Annotated in this window: 15 protein-coding genes; 11 read left to right on the forward strand and 4 right to left on the reverse strand. The window is 70.7% G+C overall.

Annotation, left to right across the window (positions count from 1 at the left end; genetic code table 11):
• Positions 1 to 818 precede the first annotated feature (818 nt).
• From AC31A1_RS31040 to AC31A1_RS31050, 3 genes are read left to right on the forward strand one after another with little or no spacing between them, the layout of a single operon-like run.
• Positions 819 to 1571: a TolB family protein gene (locus tag AC31A1_RS31040; protein ID WP_489656508.1), complete on the forward strand. Its 753-nt coding sequence runs from the start codon at positions 819 to 821 to the stop codon at positions 1569 to 1571.
• Between the two features lie 29 nt (positions 1572 to 1600).
• Positions 1601 to 2515 carry a HipA family kinase gene (locus AC31A1_RS31045; RefSeq protein ID WP_489656519.1) on the forward strand — a complete coding sequence of 305 codons (915 nt, stop codon included), beginning with the start codon at positions 1601 to 1603 and terminating at the stop codon, positions 2513 to 2515.
• A gap of 16 nt (positions 2516 to 2531) precedes the next feature.
• Complete coding sequence (locus AC31A1_RS31050) at positions 2532 to 2801, forward strand: Rdx family protein (protein WP_489656509.1); 270 nt, start codon at positions 2532 to 2534, stop codon at positions 2799 to 2801.
• A gap of 7 nt (positions 2802 to 2808) precedes the next feature.
• Here AC31A1_RS31050 and aceB read toward each other — a convergent pair whose 3' ends face one another.
• Positions 2809 to 4431 carry a malate synthase A gene (gene aceB, locus AC31A1_RS31055; RefSeq protein ID WP_489656510.1) on the reverse strand — a complete coding sequence of 541 codons (1623 nt, stop codon included), beginning with the start codon at positions 4429 to 4431 and terminating at the stop codon, positions 2809 to 2811.
• 183 nt (positions 4432 to 4614) lie between these two features.
• A complete protein-coding gene (locus AC31A1_RS31060) occupies positions 4615 to 5214 on the reverse strand; it encodes a nucleotidyltransferase family protein (protein WP_489656511.1) in 600 nt (199 codons plus the stop codon).
• A gap of 190 nt (positions 5215 to 5404) precedes the next feature.
• On the opposite strand from AC31A1_RS31060, the gene AC31A1_RS31065 reads away from it, so the two are divergent.
• Entirely contained in the window at positions 5405 to 5725 is a 321-nt protein-coding gene (locus AC31A1_RS31065) for a DUF5955 family protein (protein ID WP_489656512.1), read from the forward strand.
• 1 nt (position 5726) lies between these two features.
• Here AC31A1_RS31065 and AC31A1_RS31070 read toward each other — a convergent pair whose 3' ends face one another.
• Both AC31A1_RS31070 and AC31A1_RS31075 read right to left on the reverse strand, forming a co-directional pair.
• Complete coding sequence (locus AC31A1_RS31070; protein WP_489656513.1) at positions 5727 to 6425, reverse strand: DUF6304 family protein; 699 nt, start codon at positions 6423 to 6425, stop codon at positions 5727 to 5729.
• The gene (locus AC31A1_RS31075) at positions 6422 to 7216 is read right to left on the reverse strand and encodes an IclR family transcriptional regulator (protein ID WP_328676943.1); all 795 of its coding nucleotides are present in this window, start codon (positions 7214 to 7216) and stop codon (positions 6422 to 6424) included. Before AC31A1_RS31075 ends, AC31A1_RS31070 begins: the two co-directional genes overlap by 4 nt.
• Before the next feature lie 274 nt (positions 7217 to 7490).
• On the opposite strand from AC31A1_RS31075, the gene allB reads away from it, so the two are divergent.
• From allB to AC31A1_RS31110, 7 genes are all read left to right on the forward strand, one after another.
• Positions 7491 to 8828: an allantoinase AllB gene (allB, locus tag AC31A1_RS31080; protein WP_489656514.1), complete on the forward strand. Its 1338-nt coding sequence runs from the start codon at positions 7491 to 7493 to the stop codon at positions 8826 to 8828.
• A gap of 46 nt (positions 8829 to 8874) precedes the next feature.
• A complete protein-coding gene (gene alc, locus AC31A1_RS31085; RefSeq protein ID WP_489656515.1) occupies positions 8875 to 9990 on the forward strand; it encodes an allantoicase in 1116 nt (371 codons plus the stop codon).
• An 87-nt stretch (positions 9991 to 10077) separates the two neighbouring features.
• On the forward strand, positions 10078 to 10893 hold the full coding sequence (locus tag AC31A1_RS31090; protein WP_489656516.1) for an AIM24 family protein: 816 nt from the start codon (positions 10078 to 10080) through the stop codon (positions 10891 to 10893).
• Positions 10894 to 11030: 137 nt separating this feature from the next.
• Positions 11031 to 11663 (forward strand): dihydrofolate reductase family protein, encoded by a 633-nt coding sequence (locus tag AC31A1_RS31095; RefSeq protein WP_489656517.1) that lies wholly within the window; start codon positions 11031 to 11033, stop codon positions 11661 to 11663.
• A gap of 91 nt (positions 11664 to 11754) precedes the next feature.
• Positions 11755 to 12660 (forward strand): DMT family transporter, encoded by a 906-nt coding sequence (locus tag AC31A1_RS31100; RefSeq protein WP_489656520.1) that lies wholly within the window; start codon positions 11755 to 11757, stop codon positions 12658 to 12660.
• Positions 12661 to 12745: 85 nt separating this feature from the next.
• Complete coding sequence (locus AC31A1_RS31105) at positions 12746 to 13135, forward strand: ribonuclease domain-containing protein (RefSeq protein ID WP_398998565.1); 390 nt, start codon at positions 12746 to 12748, stop codon at positions 13133 to 13135.
• 172 nt (positions 13136 to 13307) lie between these two features.
• Positions 13308 to 14555 carry a sensor histidine kinase gene (locus AC31A1_RS31110; RefSeq protein WP_489656518.1) on the forward strand — a complete coding sequence of 416 codons (1248 nt, stop codon included), beginning with the start codon at positions 13308 to 13310 and terminating at the stop codon, positions 14553 to 14555.
• Positions 14556 to 14673 lie beyond the last annotated feature (118 nt).

Genomic DNA, 14673 nt, shown 5'->3' on the forward strand with positions numbered 1-14673 from the left:
CTCCGGGGGCTGACGGAAGTTCGGGGTTCCCTCCCGGGGTTGATGAGAGTCGGGGTTTCGCGTCGGGGGTTGATGCGGGCTCGGGTTTCCGGCAGGTGGTCGACGAGGGGCCGGATGTCTCGCCGGTGGTTGCCGAAGGGGCTGCCGGCTCGTCGGCATTTGGCGAGGGCGTGCCCGTCGCACCGGAGGTCGCCGGGAGGCCGTCCGGCCCGTCGCCGGGAGGTGCGAAGGCGCCTGGTTCATCGCCGGTCGGTGAGCGGTCGCCTGGCCCCGTTCCGGTGGGTGAGAGGGTGCCCGGTTCGTGGCCGGTTGACGAGCGGCCGTCTCGTCCGTCGTCGGTTGGTGAGGGGGCGGCTGGTTCGCGGCCGGTTGCAGAGAGGCCGCCCGGTTCGACTCCGGTGAGTGAGGGGCCGTCCGGTTCGTCGTCGGCGGGCGGGAGGTCGCCCGGTTCGTCTCCGGTGGGGGAGAGGCCGTCCGTGGCCTCCCACCCCCTGACCGTCCAGGCGTCGCCCGGCCCCGGCTTCGGGCCCGCGCCGGTCTTCGCGCCTGGGTCCGTCCCGCCCGGTGGTGCCGGACCGGTGGGCGGGAGCGGGGTGCCGTCAGGGCGCCGTAGGGCAGTCGTCGTAGCGGCGATGTTGGTCGTGGCGGTCGCCGCGGGGCTGCTCGTGTGGCATCCATGGGCCGGTTCCGATCAGAAGGACGATGCCGGTGCTGGGGGATTCTCGCCGTCAACCGTGCGGTCGACCGCCGCCGCTTTTCCCGATGCCCCGTTGCTGGTCAGGATGGACACGGATCCTGGGTCGTCGACGTGTCACAGCGTGATCGGGCGTCGTGACTCCACCAGGGACGACCCGAAGAAGCTGATCGACGGGACGTGTGATGTGCTGCCGCAGTGGGCCCCCGATCACAAGTCGTTCGCGTTCACCCGCAACACCGGGCAGGAGTCGGCCGTTTGGACGGCCAACGCCGACGGTACCGACGTCCGCCGGGTCGCCGCGATCTCGGGTGGGCGGGTGTCGTGGTCGCCGGACGGGAAGAGGCTGGCCGTGCTGCGCAGGCAGGACGGGGTGCAGCAACTGTTCGTCGTGACCGTCGCGGACGGCTCCGCGCGGCAACTGACCACCGGGACCGCGAAGGTGGAGGACCCGGCGTGGTCCCCCGACGGCAAGCACATCGCCATCTGCCTTCAGAAGACGTCGGGTTGGCAGATCCACGTCGTCGACCCGGCGCGACCGGGGGCCGAGCCCCGGCAGGTCACCCACCAGTCCCGGCGGGCCCTCGACCCCGTCTGGTCCCCGGACGGCCGGTACTTCGCGTACACCGCCGGGGCGCCGAACGTGGGGACCGGGGGCGACATCCACATCGTCAAGGCGGACGGCACGGACGACCGGACGCTGGTGCAGACCGCCGCTCAGGAAATGGACCCGGTCTGGTCGCCGGACGGCAAGTGGGTGGCCTTCGTCCGGGGCCCCTTCGACCAGCCGGCGATCTGGGCCGTCCGCGCGGACGGCACGGGCGCACGCAGGCTCACCACCGGCAGCACGCCGGAGGGCCACCCCTCCTGGCGCTGACCTGCCTCTATGCTCGTTCCATGCCGGACATGCTGAGAGAGGTCACCGCGACCCGCTACATCGAGCCCCTCCGGTCCGGCGGTTCCGTGCCCGGACTCGTCGAGGCCGACGACCTCGGCACGTACGTCGTGAAGTTCACCGGCTCCGCGCAGGGCCGCAAGGCGCTGGTCGCCGAGGTGATCGTCGGGGAGCTGGCCCGCGCCCTCGGCCTGCGCTTCCCCGAGCTGGTGCTCGTGCACTTCGACCCGGCGATCGCCGACGAGGAGCCCCACCAGGAGGTACGGCACCTGCACAGCGCGAGCGCCGGCCTGAACCTCGGCATGGACTTCCTGCCGGGCGCCCGGGACTTCACCCCGGAGGTCGCCGCGCGCTGCACGCTCGACCCGCTGGAGGCCGGGAAGATCGTCTGGCTCGACGCGTTGACCGTCAACGTCGACCGCACGGTGCACAGTTCGAACCTGATGATCTGGCCCACGCTCGGCATCGCACCCCCGCGCCTGTGGCTCATCGACCACGGCGCCGCCCTCGTCTTCCACCACCGCTGGGACGGCGCCGACCCCGCGAAGTCCTACGACTTCCGCCATCACGCCCTCGGCCACTACGGCCCCGACACCCGTGCCGCCGACGCCGAGTTGGCCCCCAAGGTGACCGAGGAACTGCTGCGCCGCATCGCGGCCGAGGTGCCGGACGTCTGGCTGGCCGGCGAACCGGGCTTCGCGTCACCCGACGCCGTACGGGAGGCGTACGTCGCCTACCTCCACGCGCGCGTGGAGGCCTCCGCGGCCTGGCTCCCCACCGACTTCCCCAGCCGGGAGGAACGCGCCGCAGAGGAGGCCCTCCGCGCGGCGAAGACACAGCAGGGCCGCCCGAGTTGGCTCAAGCGGGTCCCCGACCTGCACGGCAGACCGGCGGCGGAACAGGATTGGTCGGTACACCTCGGATGACGGGAAGACGACGCGGATGACCCAACGAGTTCAGATCGAGTACTGCACCCAGTGCCGTTGGCTGCCGCGCGCGGCCTGGCTGGCACAGGAGTTGTTGACCACCTTCGAGACCGAGTTGACGGAGCTGTCACTGAAGCCCGGCACCGGCGGTGTCTTCGTCGTCCGCGTCAACGACGAGGTCGTGTGGGACCGCCGTGAGCAGGGCTTCCCGGAGCCGACGGCCGTGAAGCAGCTCGTACGCGACCGAGTGGCCCCGGACAAGTCCCTGGGCCACTCGGACACATGACGGTGCGTCAGCCCTTGAGCTGTTCGTACGCCGGCAGCGTCAGGAAGTCCGCGTAGTCGTCGTCGAGCGCGACCTCCAGGAGGAGGTCGTGGGCCTGCTGCCAGTGGCCCGCGGCGAAGGCGTCCGCGCCGATCTCGGCGCGGATGTTCTCCAGCTCCTCGGCGGCAACCTTCCGCGCCAGCTCGGGAGTTGCCTTCTCGCCGTTCTCGAACTCGACGCCCGCGTTGATCCACTGCCAGATCTGCGAGCGCGAGATCTCGGCGGTGGCCGCGTCCTCCATCAGGTTGAAGATGGCGACCGCACCGAGCCCGCGCAGCCACGCCTCGATGTAACGGATGCCCACCTGAACGGCGTTGACGAGTCCGGGGTACGTCGGCTTCGCGTGCAGCGAGTCCACGGCGATCAGGTCGGCCGCCTTGACGTCGACGTCCTCGCGCAGCCGGTCCTTCTGGTTCGGCTTGTCGCCGAGCACCGCGTCGAAGGAGGCCATGGCGATCGGCACCAGGTCCGGGTGGGCCACCCAGGACCCGTCGAAACCGTCCCCGGCCTCACGGTCCTTGTCCGCCTTGACCTTCTCGAACGCGACCTTGTTGACCGCCTCGTCACGACGGGACGGGATGAACGCCGCCATGCCGCCGATCGCGTGCGCCCCGCGCTTGTGGCAGGTGCGGACGAGGAGTTCGGTGTAGGCCCGCATGAACGGGGCGGTCATCGTCACCGCGTTGCGGTCCGGGAGGACGAACCTGGGCCCGCCGTCACGGAAGTTCTTCACGATGGAGAACAGGTAGTCCCAGCGGCCCGCGTTCAACCCCGAGGCGTGGTCGCGGAGTTCGTAGAGGATCTCCTCCATCTCGTACGCGGCCGTGATCGTCTCGATCAGGACGGTCGCGCGGACGGTGCCCTGCGGGACGCCGACGTAGTCCTGCGCGAAGACGAACACGTCGTTCCACAGCCGGGCTTCGAGGTGCGACTCGGTCTTCGGGAGGTAGAAGTACGGGCCCTTGCCGAGATCGAGCAGCCGTTGCGCGTTGTGGAAGAAGTACAGCCCGAAGTCCACGAAGGCGCCCGGGACCTGCTCACCGTCCACCAGGAGGTGACGCTCGTTGAGGTGCCAGCCGCGCGGCCGCATCACGACCGTCGCCAGCTCGTCCTCGGCCTTCAGGGCGTACGACTTACCGGAGTCGGGGTCGGTGAAGTCGATCGCGCGGGTGTAGGCGTCGATCAGGTTGAGCTGGCCCGTGACGACGTTCTCCCAGGTCGGCGCGGAGGCGTCCTCGAAGTCCGCGAGCCAGATCTTCGCGCCCGAGTTGAGGGCGTTGATCGTCATCTTGCGGTCGGTCGGGCCGGTGATCTCGACGCGCCGGTCGTTCAGGGCGGCGGGGGAGGGGGCCACCTTCCAGGAGTCGTCCGCGCGGATCGCGGCGGTCTCCGGGAGGAAGTCGAGGGTGGAGGTGCGGGCGATCTCCGCGCGGCGCTCGGCCCGGCGGGCGAGGAGTCCGGCCCTGCGGGGCGTGAACCGGCGGTGCAGCTCTGCGACGAAGGCGAGGGCCTCGGCTGTGAGGACCTCGTCCTGCCGGGGCAGGGGCTCGGCGTCGACGACGACCGGCGAGGACGGCGCTGGTGCGGACATGAACTGTCACTTCCTTCAGCGTGGCACCGGGTGCCAGGTGACCCGGGTAGGGCTGGGAGCACCCGAGGGGCCGTCGGGCGCTTCTGAACAGTGGATACTAGTTTCCTCATTGTGGAAGTTCAATGGTTTGTTGACGTCGAGATTCTCCGGATCGAGCCAAAGTGGCGCTCAGTGCCACTCCGCTCACTCAAGGTGGACGAGATCCGCCTCAGTGTCGATGTCGTACGGCTGCGCCGCATCTCCGCACTCGACGAGCGTGATCGCGTCCGCGTGTGCCTTGAGGTACGCCCGCGCTCCCCGGTCCCCGGTCGCGCTCGCGGCGATCCCGGCCCAGTGCGCGGCACCGAAGAGCACCGGATGCCCGCGTACCCCGTCGTAGGCGGCCGAGACGAGAGAGTCCCCGTCCGTGAATCCGGCGAGCACCCGCGCGACCGCCTCCGCGCCGATCCCGGGCTGGTCGACGAGCGACACGAGCGCCGCCCGCGCCCCCGTACCCGCGAGCGAGTCGAGCCCCGCCCGCAGCGAGGACCCCATTCCCTGCTCCCACTCCGGGTTCTCCACGACCACGCACCCGGTCAGCTCCGCCTGCTCCCGTACGGCGTCGGCGCGCGCCCCCAGGACCACATGGACGCGGCTGAGGCCGGCCGCGCGCAGCACCCCGACCGCGTGCTCCACGAGGGGCCGCCCCCGGTGTCGTAGGAGCGCCTTGGGCCGCCCGCCGAGCCGCCGGCCACCGCCTGCGGCGAGGAGCAGCCCGGCGACCTGGTCTTCGTTTCGCGTCATACGTCCTGCATACCTGACCGGGCGGCGACGGCACGGAATCCTCCGACTTAATTTCGGTCCGTGGAGTGGCGCACCCCGTACCGGGTGGCGTTTACTGGCCCGCGTCCCTCGGCGCCCGACCAGTGTTGCGGGGTGCGCGCGGCGGGATCACAAAGTTCTTGCGCACGACGGCGTGCGAGGGGGGAGAGCTGTGTTGCGGAGCTTGGGGCAGAGGCCAGTGACCGGCAGCGACGAGGATCCGAGGGTGGCGGAACTGCGGACCGCGGTGTCCCGGTTGCGCCGCGAACTCGCCGCGCATCCGGCCGAGTTCCCCGACCGTGTCATCGCCGAGGACGAACTCGCGGCGCTGGCCGCGATGACCATCGACGGCATCCCCGAAATCCCGCGCCTGCGCCGCTCGTTGCTCCTGATCGCCGGTGCGATCGGGTCCGTGAGCGCGCTGACGAGGGGTCTGTCGGACGTGCGCGATGCGGTGGACCTGTTTGGTCAACCCCGGGGCGGGCAGGGCTAGTTCACGACAACGGGCGCGCGGGGAACGCTCCTCGGTAGCCCGCGTCCCCCGACCGATGCTCGAACTCCCCGCACAGCCAGGTCTCCTGGACGAACTCGGTGTGCTCGTCCCAGACGGCGAAGATGCCCCTCGGGCCGAACTTGCCGTCCACCTGCCGGTAGCGGTCCTTGGCGTCACGGAAGCAGGCCAGCCCCGCCATGAGTCCGTTGCCCGCCGGGTTGTAGTCGGACCAGGCGCACGCGACGCAGGCCCGGAGCCGGACGCCTGCCGGAAGAAGGCGCTGGATGTCGGTCAGCGCCGACTCGAAGTCCCCTTGGCCGTCCCTGCTCCGGTACGTGTGCCCGTCGAGGCGCAGAGTGGTCGTCAGTGTCTCCGCGTCCAACCCCCTGCCCGGTCTTCGCGGAGCCCCGAGCCGCAACTCGCAGTCCAGTACGGCCGTTCGTACGTCCTGCCCCTCCACCGCGACGGACAGCGGCACCTCCCACTCCAGGAGGCAGGAGCACAACGCTCCGTCGAAGAAGGCGAACGGCCCCTCCGGCGGCTCGCCGCCGAGCGCGCCGAGGTCGTCCATAGAGCTGCCCTCGAAGTGGACGCCCCGGATCGTCGTGCGGATCAGCTCCCGGCCGTCCGACTCGCAGACGATGTCCTCGCTGCCGTGCCGGTCGGTGTACCGGCCGGGCCAGTGCTGTATGCCGCTCACGCCGGGTTCTGGCTGGCCAGTGCCTCCGACAGTTCGCCGGCCACCTGCTGGAGCACCGGCACGATCTTGTCGGTCGCCGACTCGGTGACCCGGCCCGCCGGGCCCGAGATCGAAATCGCGGCTGCGGTGGGGGAGTTGGGCACGGAGACGGCGAGGCAGCGCACGCCGATCTCCTGCTCGTTGTCGTCGATCGCGTAGCCGAGACGGCGCACGTCCTCCAGCGCCGCGAGGAAACCGTCGGGCGTGGTGATCGTCTTCTCGGTGGCCGCGGGCATGCCGGTACGGGCGAGCAGCGCGCGCACCTCGTTGTCCGGGGTGTTGGCGAGCAGGGCCTTGCCGACGCCGGTGGAGTGCGGCAGGACGCGCCGGCCGACCTCGGTGAACATGCGCATCGAGTGCTTGGACGGCACCTGTGCGACGTACACGATCTCGTCGCCGTCGAGCAGCGCCATGTTCGCCGTCTCGCCGGTCTCCTCGACCAGCCGCGCGAGGTAGGGGCGGGCCCAGGTGCCGAGCAGCCGGGACGCGGACTCGCCGAGGCGGATCAGGCGCGGGCCGAGCGCGTACCGGCGGTTCGCCTGCTGGCGGACGTAACCGCAGACCACGAGCGTGCGCATCAGGCGGTGGATGGTGGGGAGCGGCAGGCCGCTGCTCGCGGAGAGTTCGCTCAGGCCGACCTCACCGCCCGCGTCGGCCATCCGCTCCAGCAGGTCGAAGGCGCGTTCCAGGGACTGGACACCGCCCGTGGTGGACTTGGTGGAGTCGGTGCTGCTCACGCTGGACGGCGGCACGGCGCGTTCCTTTCGGCACGGGCGGGAAGGGCTGAAGCCTACCCGGGGGTCGGTTGACTCCCCGCCTGTGCGTAGCTACGTTCTGCTTGCCGGAAGTTTAATTCCGCTTTGTGGAAACGTCCAGAGTGTGCGCCTGAGGCGCATCGTGGAGATGTGTGCTCTTGACGGTACGGGAGCGGGAGTGAAGACTCCTTCAACAGAACGTTGAATTCCGTTACGTGGAAGTAAATCCCGTTTCCCGGAAGTAACAACGGCGGCAGAGAGAGGGGTCCGGGTGTCCGACGCTGAACTGGTGGTGCGCTCCACACGTGTCATCACTCCCGAGGGGACACGTGCGGCGGCGGTCGCGGTCGCCGGGGGGAAGATCACGGCCGTCCTCCCGTACGACGCCCAAGTCCCGTCCGGAGTACGGTTCGAGGACTTCGGCGACGACGTCCTGCTGCCCGGCCTGGTCGACACCCATGTGCATGTGAACGACCCCGGCCGCACCCACTGGGAGGGCTTCTGGACCGCCACGCGCGCGGCGGCGGCCGGCGGCATCACCACCCTGATCGACATGCCGCTCAACTCCCTCCCGCCGACGACGACGGTCGACAACCTCCGTACGAAGCAGCAGGTCGCCGCGGAGAAGGCCCACATGGACGTCGGCTTCTGGGGCGGTGCCCTGCCTGACAACGTCAAGGACCTGCGTCCGCTGCACGACGCCGGCGTGTTCGGCTTCAAGGCGTTCCTGTCCCCGTCCGGCGTGGACGAGTTCCCGCACCTCGACCAGGACCAACTCGCCCTGGCCCTCGCCGAGATCGCCGGTTTCGACGGCCTGCTCATCGTCCACGCGGAGGACCCGCACCACCTCGAAGCGGCCCCGCAGCAGGGCGGCCCCAAGTACGCCGACTTCCTCGCGAGCCGCCCGCGCGACGCCGAGGACACGGCCATCGCCGGGCTGATCGCGCAGGCGAAGCGGCTCAACGCGCGCGTACACGTCCTGCACCTGTCCTCGTCCGACGCGCTCCCGCTCATCGCCGCCGCCAAGGCCGAGGGCGTCCGCATCACGGTGGAGACGTGCCCCCACTACCTGACCCTCACGGCGGAGGAAGTCCCGGACGGCGCAAGCGAGTTCAAGTGCTGCCCGCCCATCCGCGAGTCCGCCAACCAGGACCTGCTGTGGCAGGCACTGGCCGACGGCACGATCGACTGCGTGGTGACGGACCACTCACCATCAACCGCGGACCTGAAGACCGACGACTTCGCCACCGCGTGGGGCGGCATATCCGGCCTCCAGTTGAGCCTCGCCGCCGTGTGGACGGAGGCGCGCAAGCGCGGCCACGACCTCACGGACGTCGTCCGCTGGATGTCGTCAAGGACCGCGCAGCTGGCGGGACTTGACCAGAAGGGCGCCATCGAGGTGGGCCGCGACGCCGACTTCGCGGTCCTCGCCCCCGACGAGACGTTCACTGTCGACCCGGCGGCCCTCCAGCACCGCAACCGCGTCACGGCGTACGCCGGCAAGACCCTCAGCGGCGTCGTGAAGTCGACCTGGCTGCGCGGCGAACGCATCGTGCTGGACGGCGAGTTCACCGGTCCGAAGGGACAACTCCTGGTCCGTACCCCCTGATCCGATCCACCGCACCCGCAGCGGCCTACTTCTGAAAGGCAGATCAGTGACGGCGATTCCCACTTTCACCGGCGACGCGAACCCCTACGGAGGCGGTGACCCGTACGCGGACTACCGCACGGCCGACTTCCCCTTCACCCAGTACGCCAACCTCGCCGACCGGCAGCTCGGCGCCGGTGTCATCGCCGCCAACGACGAGTTCTTCGCCCAGCGCGAGAACCTCCTCGTGCCCGGACCCGCCGAGTTCGACCCCGAGCACTTCGGCCACAAGGGCAAGATCATGGACGGCTGGGAGACCCGCCGTCGCCGCGGCGCCTCGGCGGACCACCCCTGGCCGACGGCGGAGGACCACGACTGGGCACTGGTCCGCCTGGGCGCGCCGGGAGTCATCAGGGGCATCGTGGTGGACACGGCCCACTTCCGCGGCAACTACCCGCAGGCGGTGTCGGTGGAGGGCACCTCGCTCCCGGGCTCGCCGTCCCCCGAGGACCTGCTCGCCGACGACGTGAAGTGGACGCCCCTGGTACCGCGCACGCCGGTCGGCGGCCACGCGGCGAATGGTTTCTCCGTCTCGGCCGAACAACGCTTCACCCACCTCCGCGTCAACCAGCACCCCGACGGCGGCATCGCCCGCCTCCGGGTCCACGGCGAGGTCGTCCCCGACCCCAACTGGCTCGCGGCGCTGGGCACGTTCGACGTGGTCGCCCTGGAGAACGGCGGCTCCGCCGAGGACGCCTCCAACCTCTTCTACTCACCTGCGAGCAACACCATCCAGCCCGGCCGCTCCCGCAAGATGGACGACGGCTGGGAAACCCGCCGTCGCCGCGACCAGGGCAACGACTGGATCCGCTACCGCCTGGCCGCCCAGTCCCAGATCCGCGCCGTCGAGATCGACACGGCGTACCTGAAGGGCAACAGCGCGGGCTGGGCATCGGTATCGGTACGGGACGGCGAGACCGGCGACTGGACGGAAATCCTTCCGCGCACCCGCCTCCAGCCCGACACGAACCACCGCTTCGTCCTGCCGACTCCGGCGATCGGGACGCACGCGCGTGTGGACATCTATCCCGATGGTGGGATCTCGCGGTTGCGGTTGTTCGGCTCGCTGACGGAGCAGGGGGCGGCGGGGCTGGCCGCGAGGCATCAGGAGCTGGGCGGCTGACGCAGGCTGCCACATGCCGGAGGGGCTGATGTTCAGCCCGTCCGGCGTCTATGGAACCGAGACGGCCACCCGCTACGTTCTCCTCTCGTGACCCTTCAGCAAGAAATCGTCGGCAACGCCATGCAGATGGCGGTCGTCAACCTGAACCCCGGCCAGACCGTGTACTGCGAGGCCGGAAAGTTCCTCTTCAAGACGACGAACGTGACCATGGAGACCCGCCTGAGCGGCCCGTCGGGCGGCGGCCAGCAACAAGGCGGCGGCTCAGGCGGCGGCATGGGCGGCATGCTCCGCCAGGCCATGGGGACGGCCATGCAGGTCGGCCAGCGCGCGCTCGCCGGTGAGTCGCTGGCGTTCCAGTACTTCACCTCCCAGGGCGGCGAGGGCACCGTCGGCTTCGCGGGCGTGCTCCCCGGCGAGATGCGCGCCCTGGAGCTGAACGGCACACGCGCGTGGTTCGCGGAGAAGGACGCCTTCGTGGCCGCCGAGTCCACCGTCCAGTTCGGCATCGCCTTCCAGGGCGGCCGCACCGGCATGAGCGGCGGCGAGGGCTTCGTCCTGGAGAAGTTCACCGGCCACGGCACCGTGATCATCGCCGGCGCGGGCAACTTCATCGACCTGAACCCGGCCGACTTCGGCGGCCGCATCGAGGTCGACACCGGCTGCCTCGTCGCCTTCGAGGAGGGCGTCCAGTACGGCGTCCAGCGCATCGGCGGCCTCAACCGCCAGGGCCTGATGAACGCCGTGTTCGGCGGCGAGGGCCTGTCCCTGGCCACCCTGGAGGGCAACGGCCGCGTCATCCTCCAGTCCCTCACCATCGAGAGCCTCGCCAACGCCCTGAAGAAGGCCCAGGGCGGCGACAAGCAGGGCCCGACGGGCGGCATGTTCTCGACCCACGCCGGGTGAGAAGCCGTAGCTGAAGACCGAGAGAAGCCGTAGCGAAGACCGAGAGACGCCGTAGCGAGGACCGATGAGTTGCGGGGGCCCGCGGGGTCTGAGCTGATGACACCATCCGCTCCCGCAGCAGGAAGCAGGCACCCGACATGGGCAAGCTCGTCTCCACTCTCTTCGTCACCCTCGACGGCGTCTACCAGGGCCCGGGCGGCCCCGAGGAGGACACCCGCGGCGGCTTCGAGCACGGCGGCTGGAGTTTCGTCTACGGCGACGACGACTTCGGCCGGTTCGTGGTCGAGGTCTTCGACCGCTCCGGCGCCTATCTGCTCGGCCGTCGTACGTACGACATCTTCGCCGGGTACTGGCCGGACAAGACCGACCCCGCCGACCCGATCGCCTCCAAGCTGAACGCCCTGCCGAAGTACGTCGTCTCGTCGACCGTCACCGACCCCTCCTGGGCCGGCACGACCGTCCTCAGCGGCGATCTCGCGAAGGAGGTCACCGACCTCAAGGAGCGCACCGAGGGCGAACTCCAGGTGCACGGCAGCGGCGCCCTCGTCCGGTCCCTCCTCGCGCTCGGCCTCGTCGACACGCTCCACCTGGTGACCTTCCCGGTCGTGCTCGGCAGCGGCCTGCGCCTGTTCCCCGAGGGCACCGAGCCCATGGCCTTCCGGCACACGGGCGGGCGCGTCACCAGCACCGGCGTCTCCATCCAGTCGTACGACCTGGCGGGCCGCCCGACCTACGGCTCGTACGCGGACGCCGATGCGGAAAACGCCTAGTCAGCCGAGGTTCGCGCCGGTACGGTGATCGTTCCGTGTGGCAGCCACCGATGTCTCCACCCCTTCGCCGGAGACCGGGAGAGCCGCCCCCATGTCCTCGATCGCCGTACCGCGCACCGCCTTGCCCCGCCGGGCCTGGCTCACCGACCTGCCCGTCCTGCTGGTCGCGGTGGTCTGGGGCGCCAGCTATCTCGCGTCCAAGGACATCACCACGGCCCGCACGGTCCTCGCCGTCCTGGTCCTGCGCTTTGCCCTCGTGCTGCCCGTCCTCGCGGTCGTGGGCCACCGCTCGCTGCGCGCTCTCACGGCCGCCCAGTGGCGCGGCGCGGGTCTGCTCGGGCTGATCCTCGCCGGGATCTTCCTCCTGGAGACCTACGGCGTCGTCCACACCTCGGCGACCAACGCGGGCCTGATCATCAGCCTCACCATGATCTTCACCCCGCTCGCCGAGGCCGCCGTGACCCGCACCCGGCCCTCCGGTGCCTTCCTCGGCGCGGCAGCCCTCTCCGTGCTCGGCGTGCTGCTGCTGACCCAGGGCGCCGGCTTCTCCCGCCCCTCCCTCGGCGACCTCCTCATGCTGCTCGCGGCGCTGGCCCGCACCCTGCACGTCCTCGCCATGTCCCGCACCAGGTCGGTCCAGGGCGCCGACGCGCTGCCCCTGACCACTGTCCAACTCGCCACCGCCGTCGCGGTGTTCGCGATCCTGTCGACCGGCGCCGACGCCACACCCTGGGAAACGGCCGCCGATTTCGGGCCACGCGAGTGGGCCGGGCTGCTGTTCCTGTCCGCGTTCTGCACCCTGTTCGCCTTCTTCGTACAGATGTGGGCCGTACGCCGGACCTCGCCCTCCCGGGTCAGCCTGCTGCTCGGCACCGAGCCGCTGTGGGCCGCCGCCGCCGGTATCGCGCTCGGCGGCGAACGGCTCGGCGCGTTCGGGCTGGCGGGCGGCGTCCTCGTACTTGTGGGGACCGCGTGGGGGCGCGGGGCCGCACGTTAACTCCCGGAAAACTCATCGGACTTGACGGGAAAATCTGCAGAGTTGTCATTGACATGCCACTGTCTACGCGCGTCATCATGGAGCCATGAGATTCCCCCCACGCGCTACTCGCATCGGAGCCGCAGCCGCTCTCCTGTCCGCCCTCGTCGTGGGCGGCACCGTCGCCACCGTGACTCCGGCCGCCGCCGCGGTCGGCAGCATCTGCTACAGCGACCTGCCCTCGCAGGCCTACGACACGCTCGACCTGATCGCGTCGAACGGCCCCTTCCCCTACTCGCAGGACGGTGTCGTCTTCCGGAACCAGGAAGGAGTCCTGCCCTCGCAGTCGTCGGGCTACTACCACGAGTACACGGTCAAGACGCCCGGCTCGTCCACGCGCGGAGCTCGCCGCATCGTCACCGGTGAGAAGTCCCAGGAGGACTACTACACCTCGGACCACTACGTCACGTTCGACCTGATCAACTTCGGCTGCTGAGCCGAACGACCAGCTGCACCACTGCTCGCCCCTCGCCCCGCGGCTCCCCCCCCACGATCACGGGCCGCGGGGCGAGGCATGTCCGCCGAAAGTCTGTGATGGCGCGACTTTGGTCGCCGTTCCCCCGCACGGGGTGGGTGACCGAGCCCGGTGACGCATAGATTTGTCGACCGTGACCGGAGACAGGACCGCGCAGGTACCGCAGGCGTTCGCGGGGCGCCGATGGCTGCTGCCGTCCGCCGTGGCCGACGAACTCGACCCCGACGCCGAACGGCGCGGACGGCCCCGCCGTACCGCACGCGACTGGGTCGTCGACACCTGCTGCTTCCTGCTGGCCGTGGGCATCGGACTCACGGCCGTGAAGACCCTCGACAGCGACACCGCGACCCCGCACTCCCTCGCCGTCGTGGACCAGTTCTTCGGGGTCCTCGCCTGCGGCGCGGTGTGGCTGCGCCGCCGCTGGCCGCTCGGTCTCGCGGTCGCGATGGTCCCCGTCGGCTTCGTGTCGAACACGGCGGGCGGCGCCGCCATGGTCGCCGTGTTCACCCTCGCCGTGCACCGCCCCTTCCGCTACGTCGCCTGGATCGGCGGCGTCCAACTCGCCCTGGCCCCGCTGTTCTTCTGGCTGCGCCCGGACCCCGACCTGCCGTACGCCGGCGCGGTCGTGTTCACCGAACTGCTCACCCTCACCGTCATCGGCTGGGGCATGTTCGTCCGCTCCAAGCGGCAGCTCATGCTGAGCCTGCGCGACCGCGCCCGGCGCGCCGAGACGGAGGCGGAACTGCGCGCCGAGCAGGCCCAGCGGCTCGCCCGCGAGGCCATCGCCCGCGAGATGCACGACGTGCTCGCCCACCGGCTGACCCTGCTGAGCGTGCACGCGGGCGCGCTGGAGTTCCGCCCGGACGCGCCCCGCGAGGAGATCGCGCGGGCGGCCGGTGTCATCCGCGAGAGCGCCCACGAGGCGTTGCAGGACCTGCGGGAGATCATCGGCGTCCTGCGCGCGGGCGAGCCCGACGACACGGGCCGCCCGCAGCCCACGCTCGGCGCCCTGGACGCGCTGGTCACCGAGTCCCGCGAGGCCGGCATGAAGGTCACCCTCGCCAACCGGGTCACCGACCCCGCCGCGGTCCCGGCCTCGGTCGGCCGCACCGCCTACCGCATCGCCCAGGAGGCCCTCACCAACGCCCGTAAACACGCCCCGGGCACGGAGGTCACGGTGACGGTCACCGGCACCCCGGGCGACGGCCTGGTGATCGCCGTGCGCAACCCGGCCCCGGAGGGCGAGGTGCCCCATGTTCCCGGCTCCGGCCAGGGGTTGATCGGCCTGACCGAGCGGGCGACGCTGGCAGGCGGACGACTGGAACACGGGCCGGAGGAGAGCGGCGGATTCCGGGTACGGGCGTGGCTGCCGTGGGGGTGAGTCCCGTCCGGCGCCACGGGTAACTCCCGTACTGCGCAAGGAGGATGGGGGCCGCTCCCTGAAGTCACCGCTTCTGTGTTCGCCGCCGGCCTGCGGACGGGGGGTGCGGCGGGGGAGT

It is taken from the genome of Streptomyces sp. P5F9 (assembly GCF_057961495.1).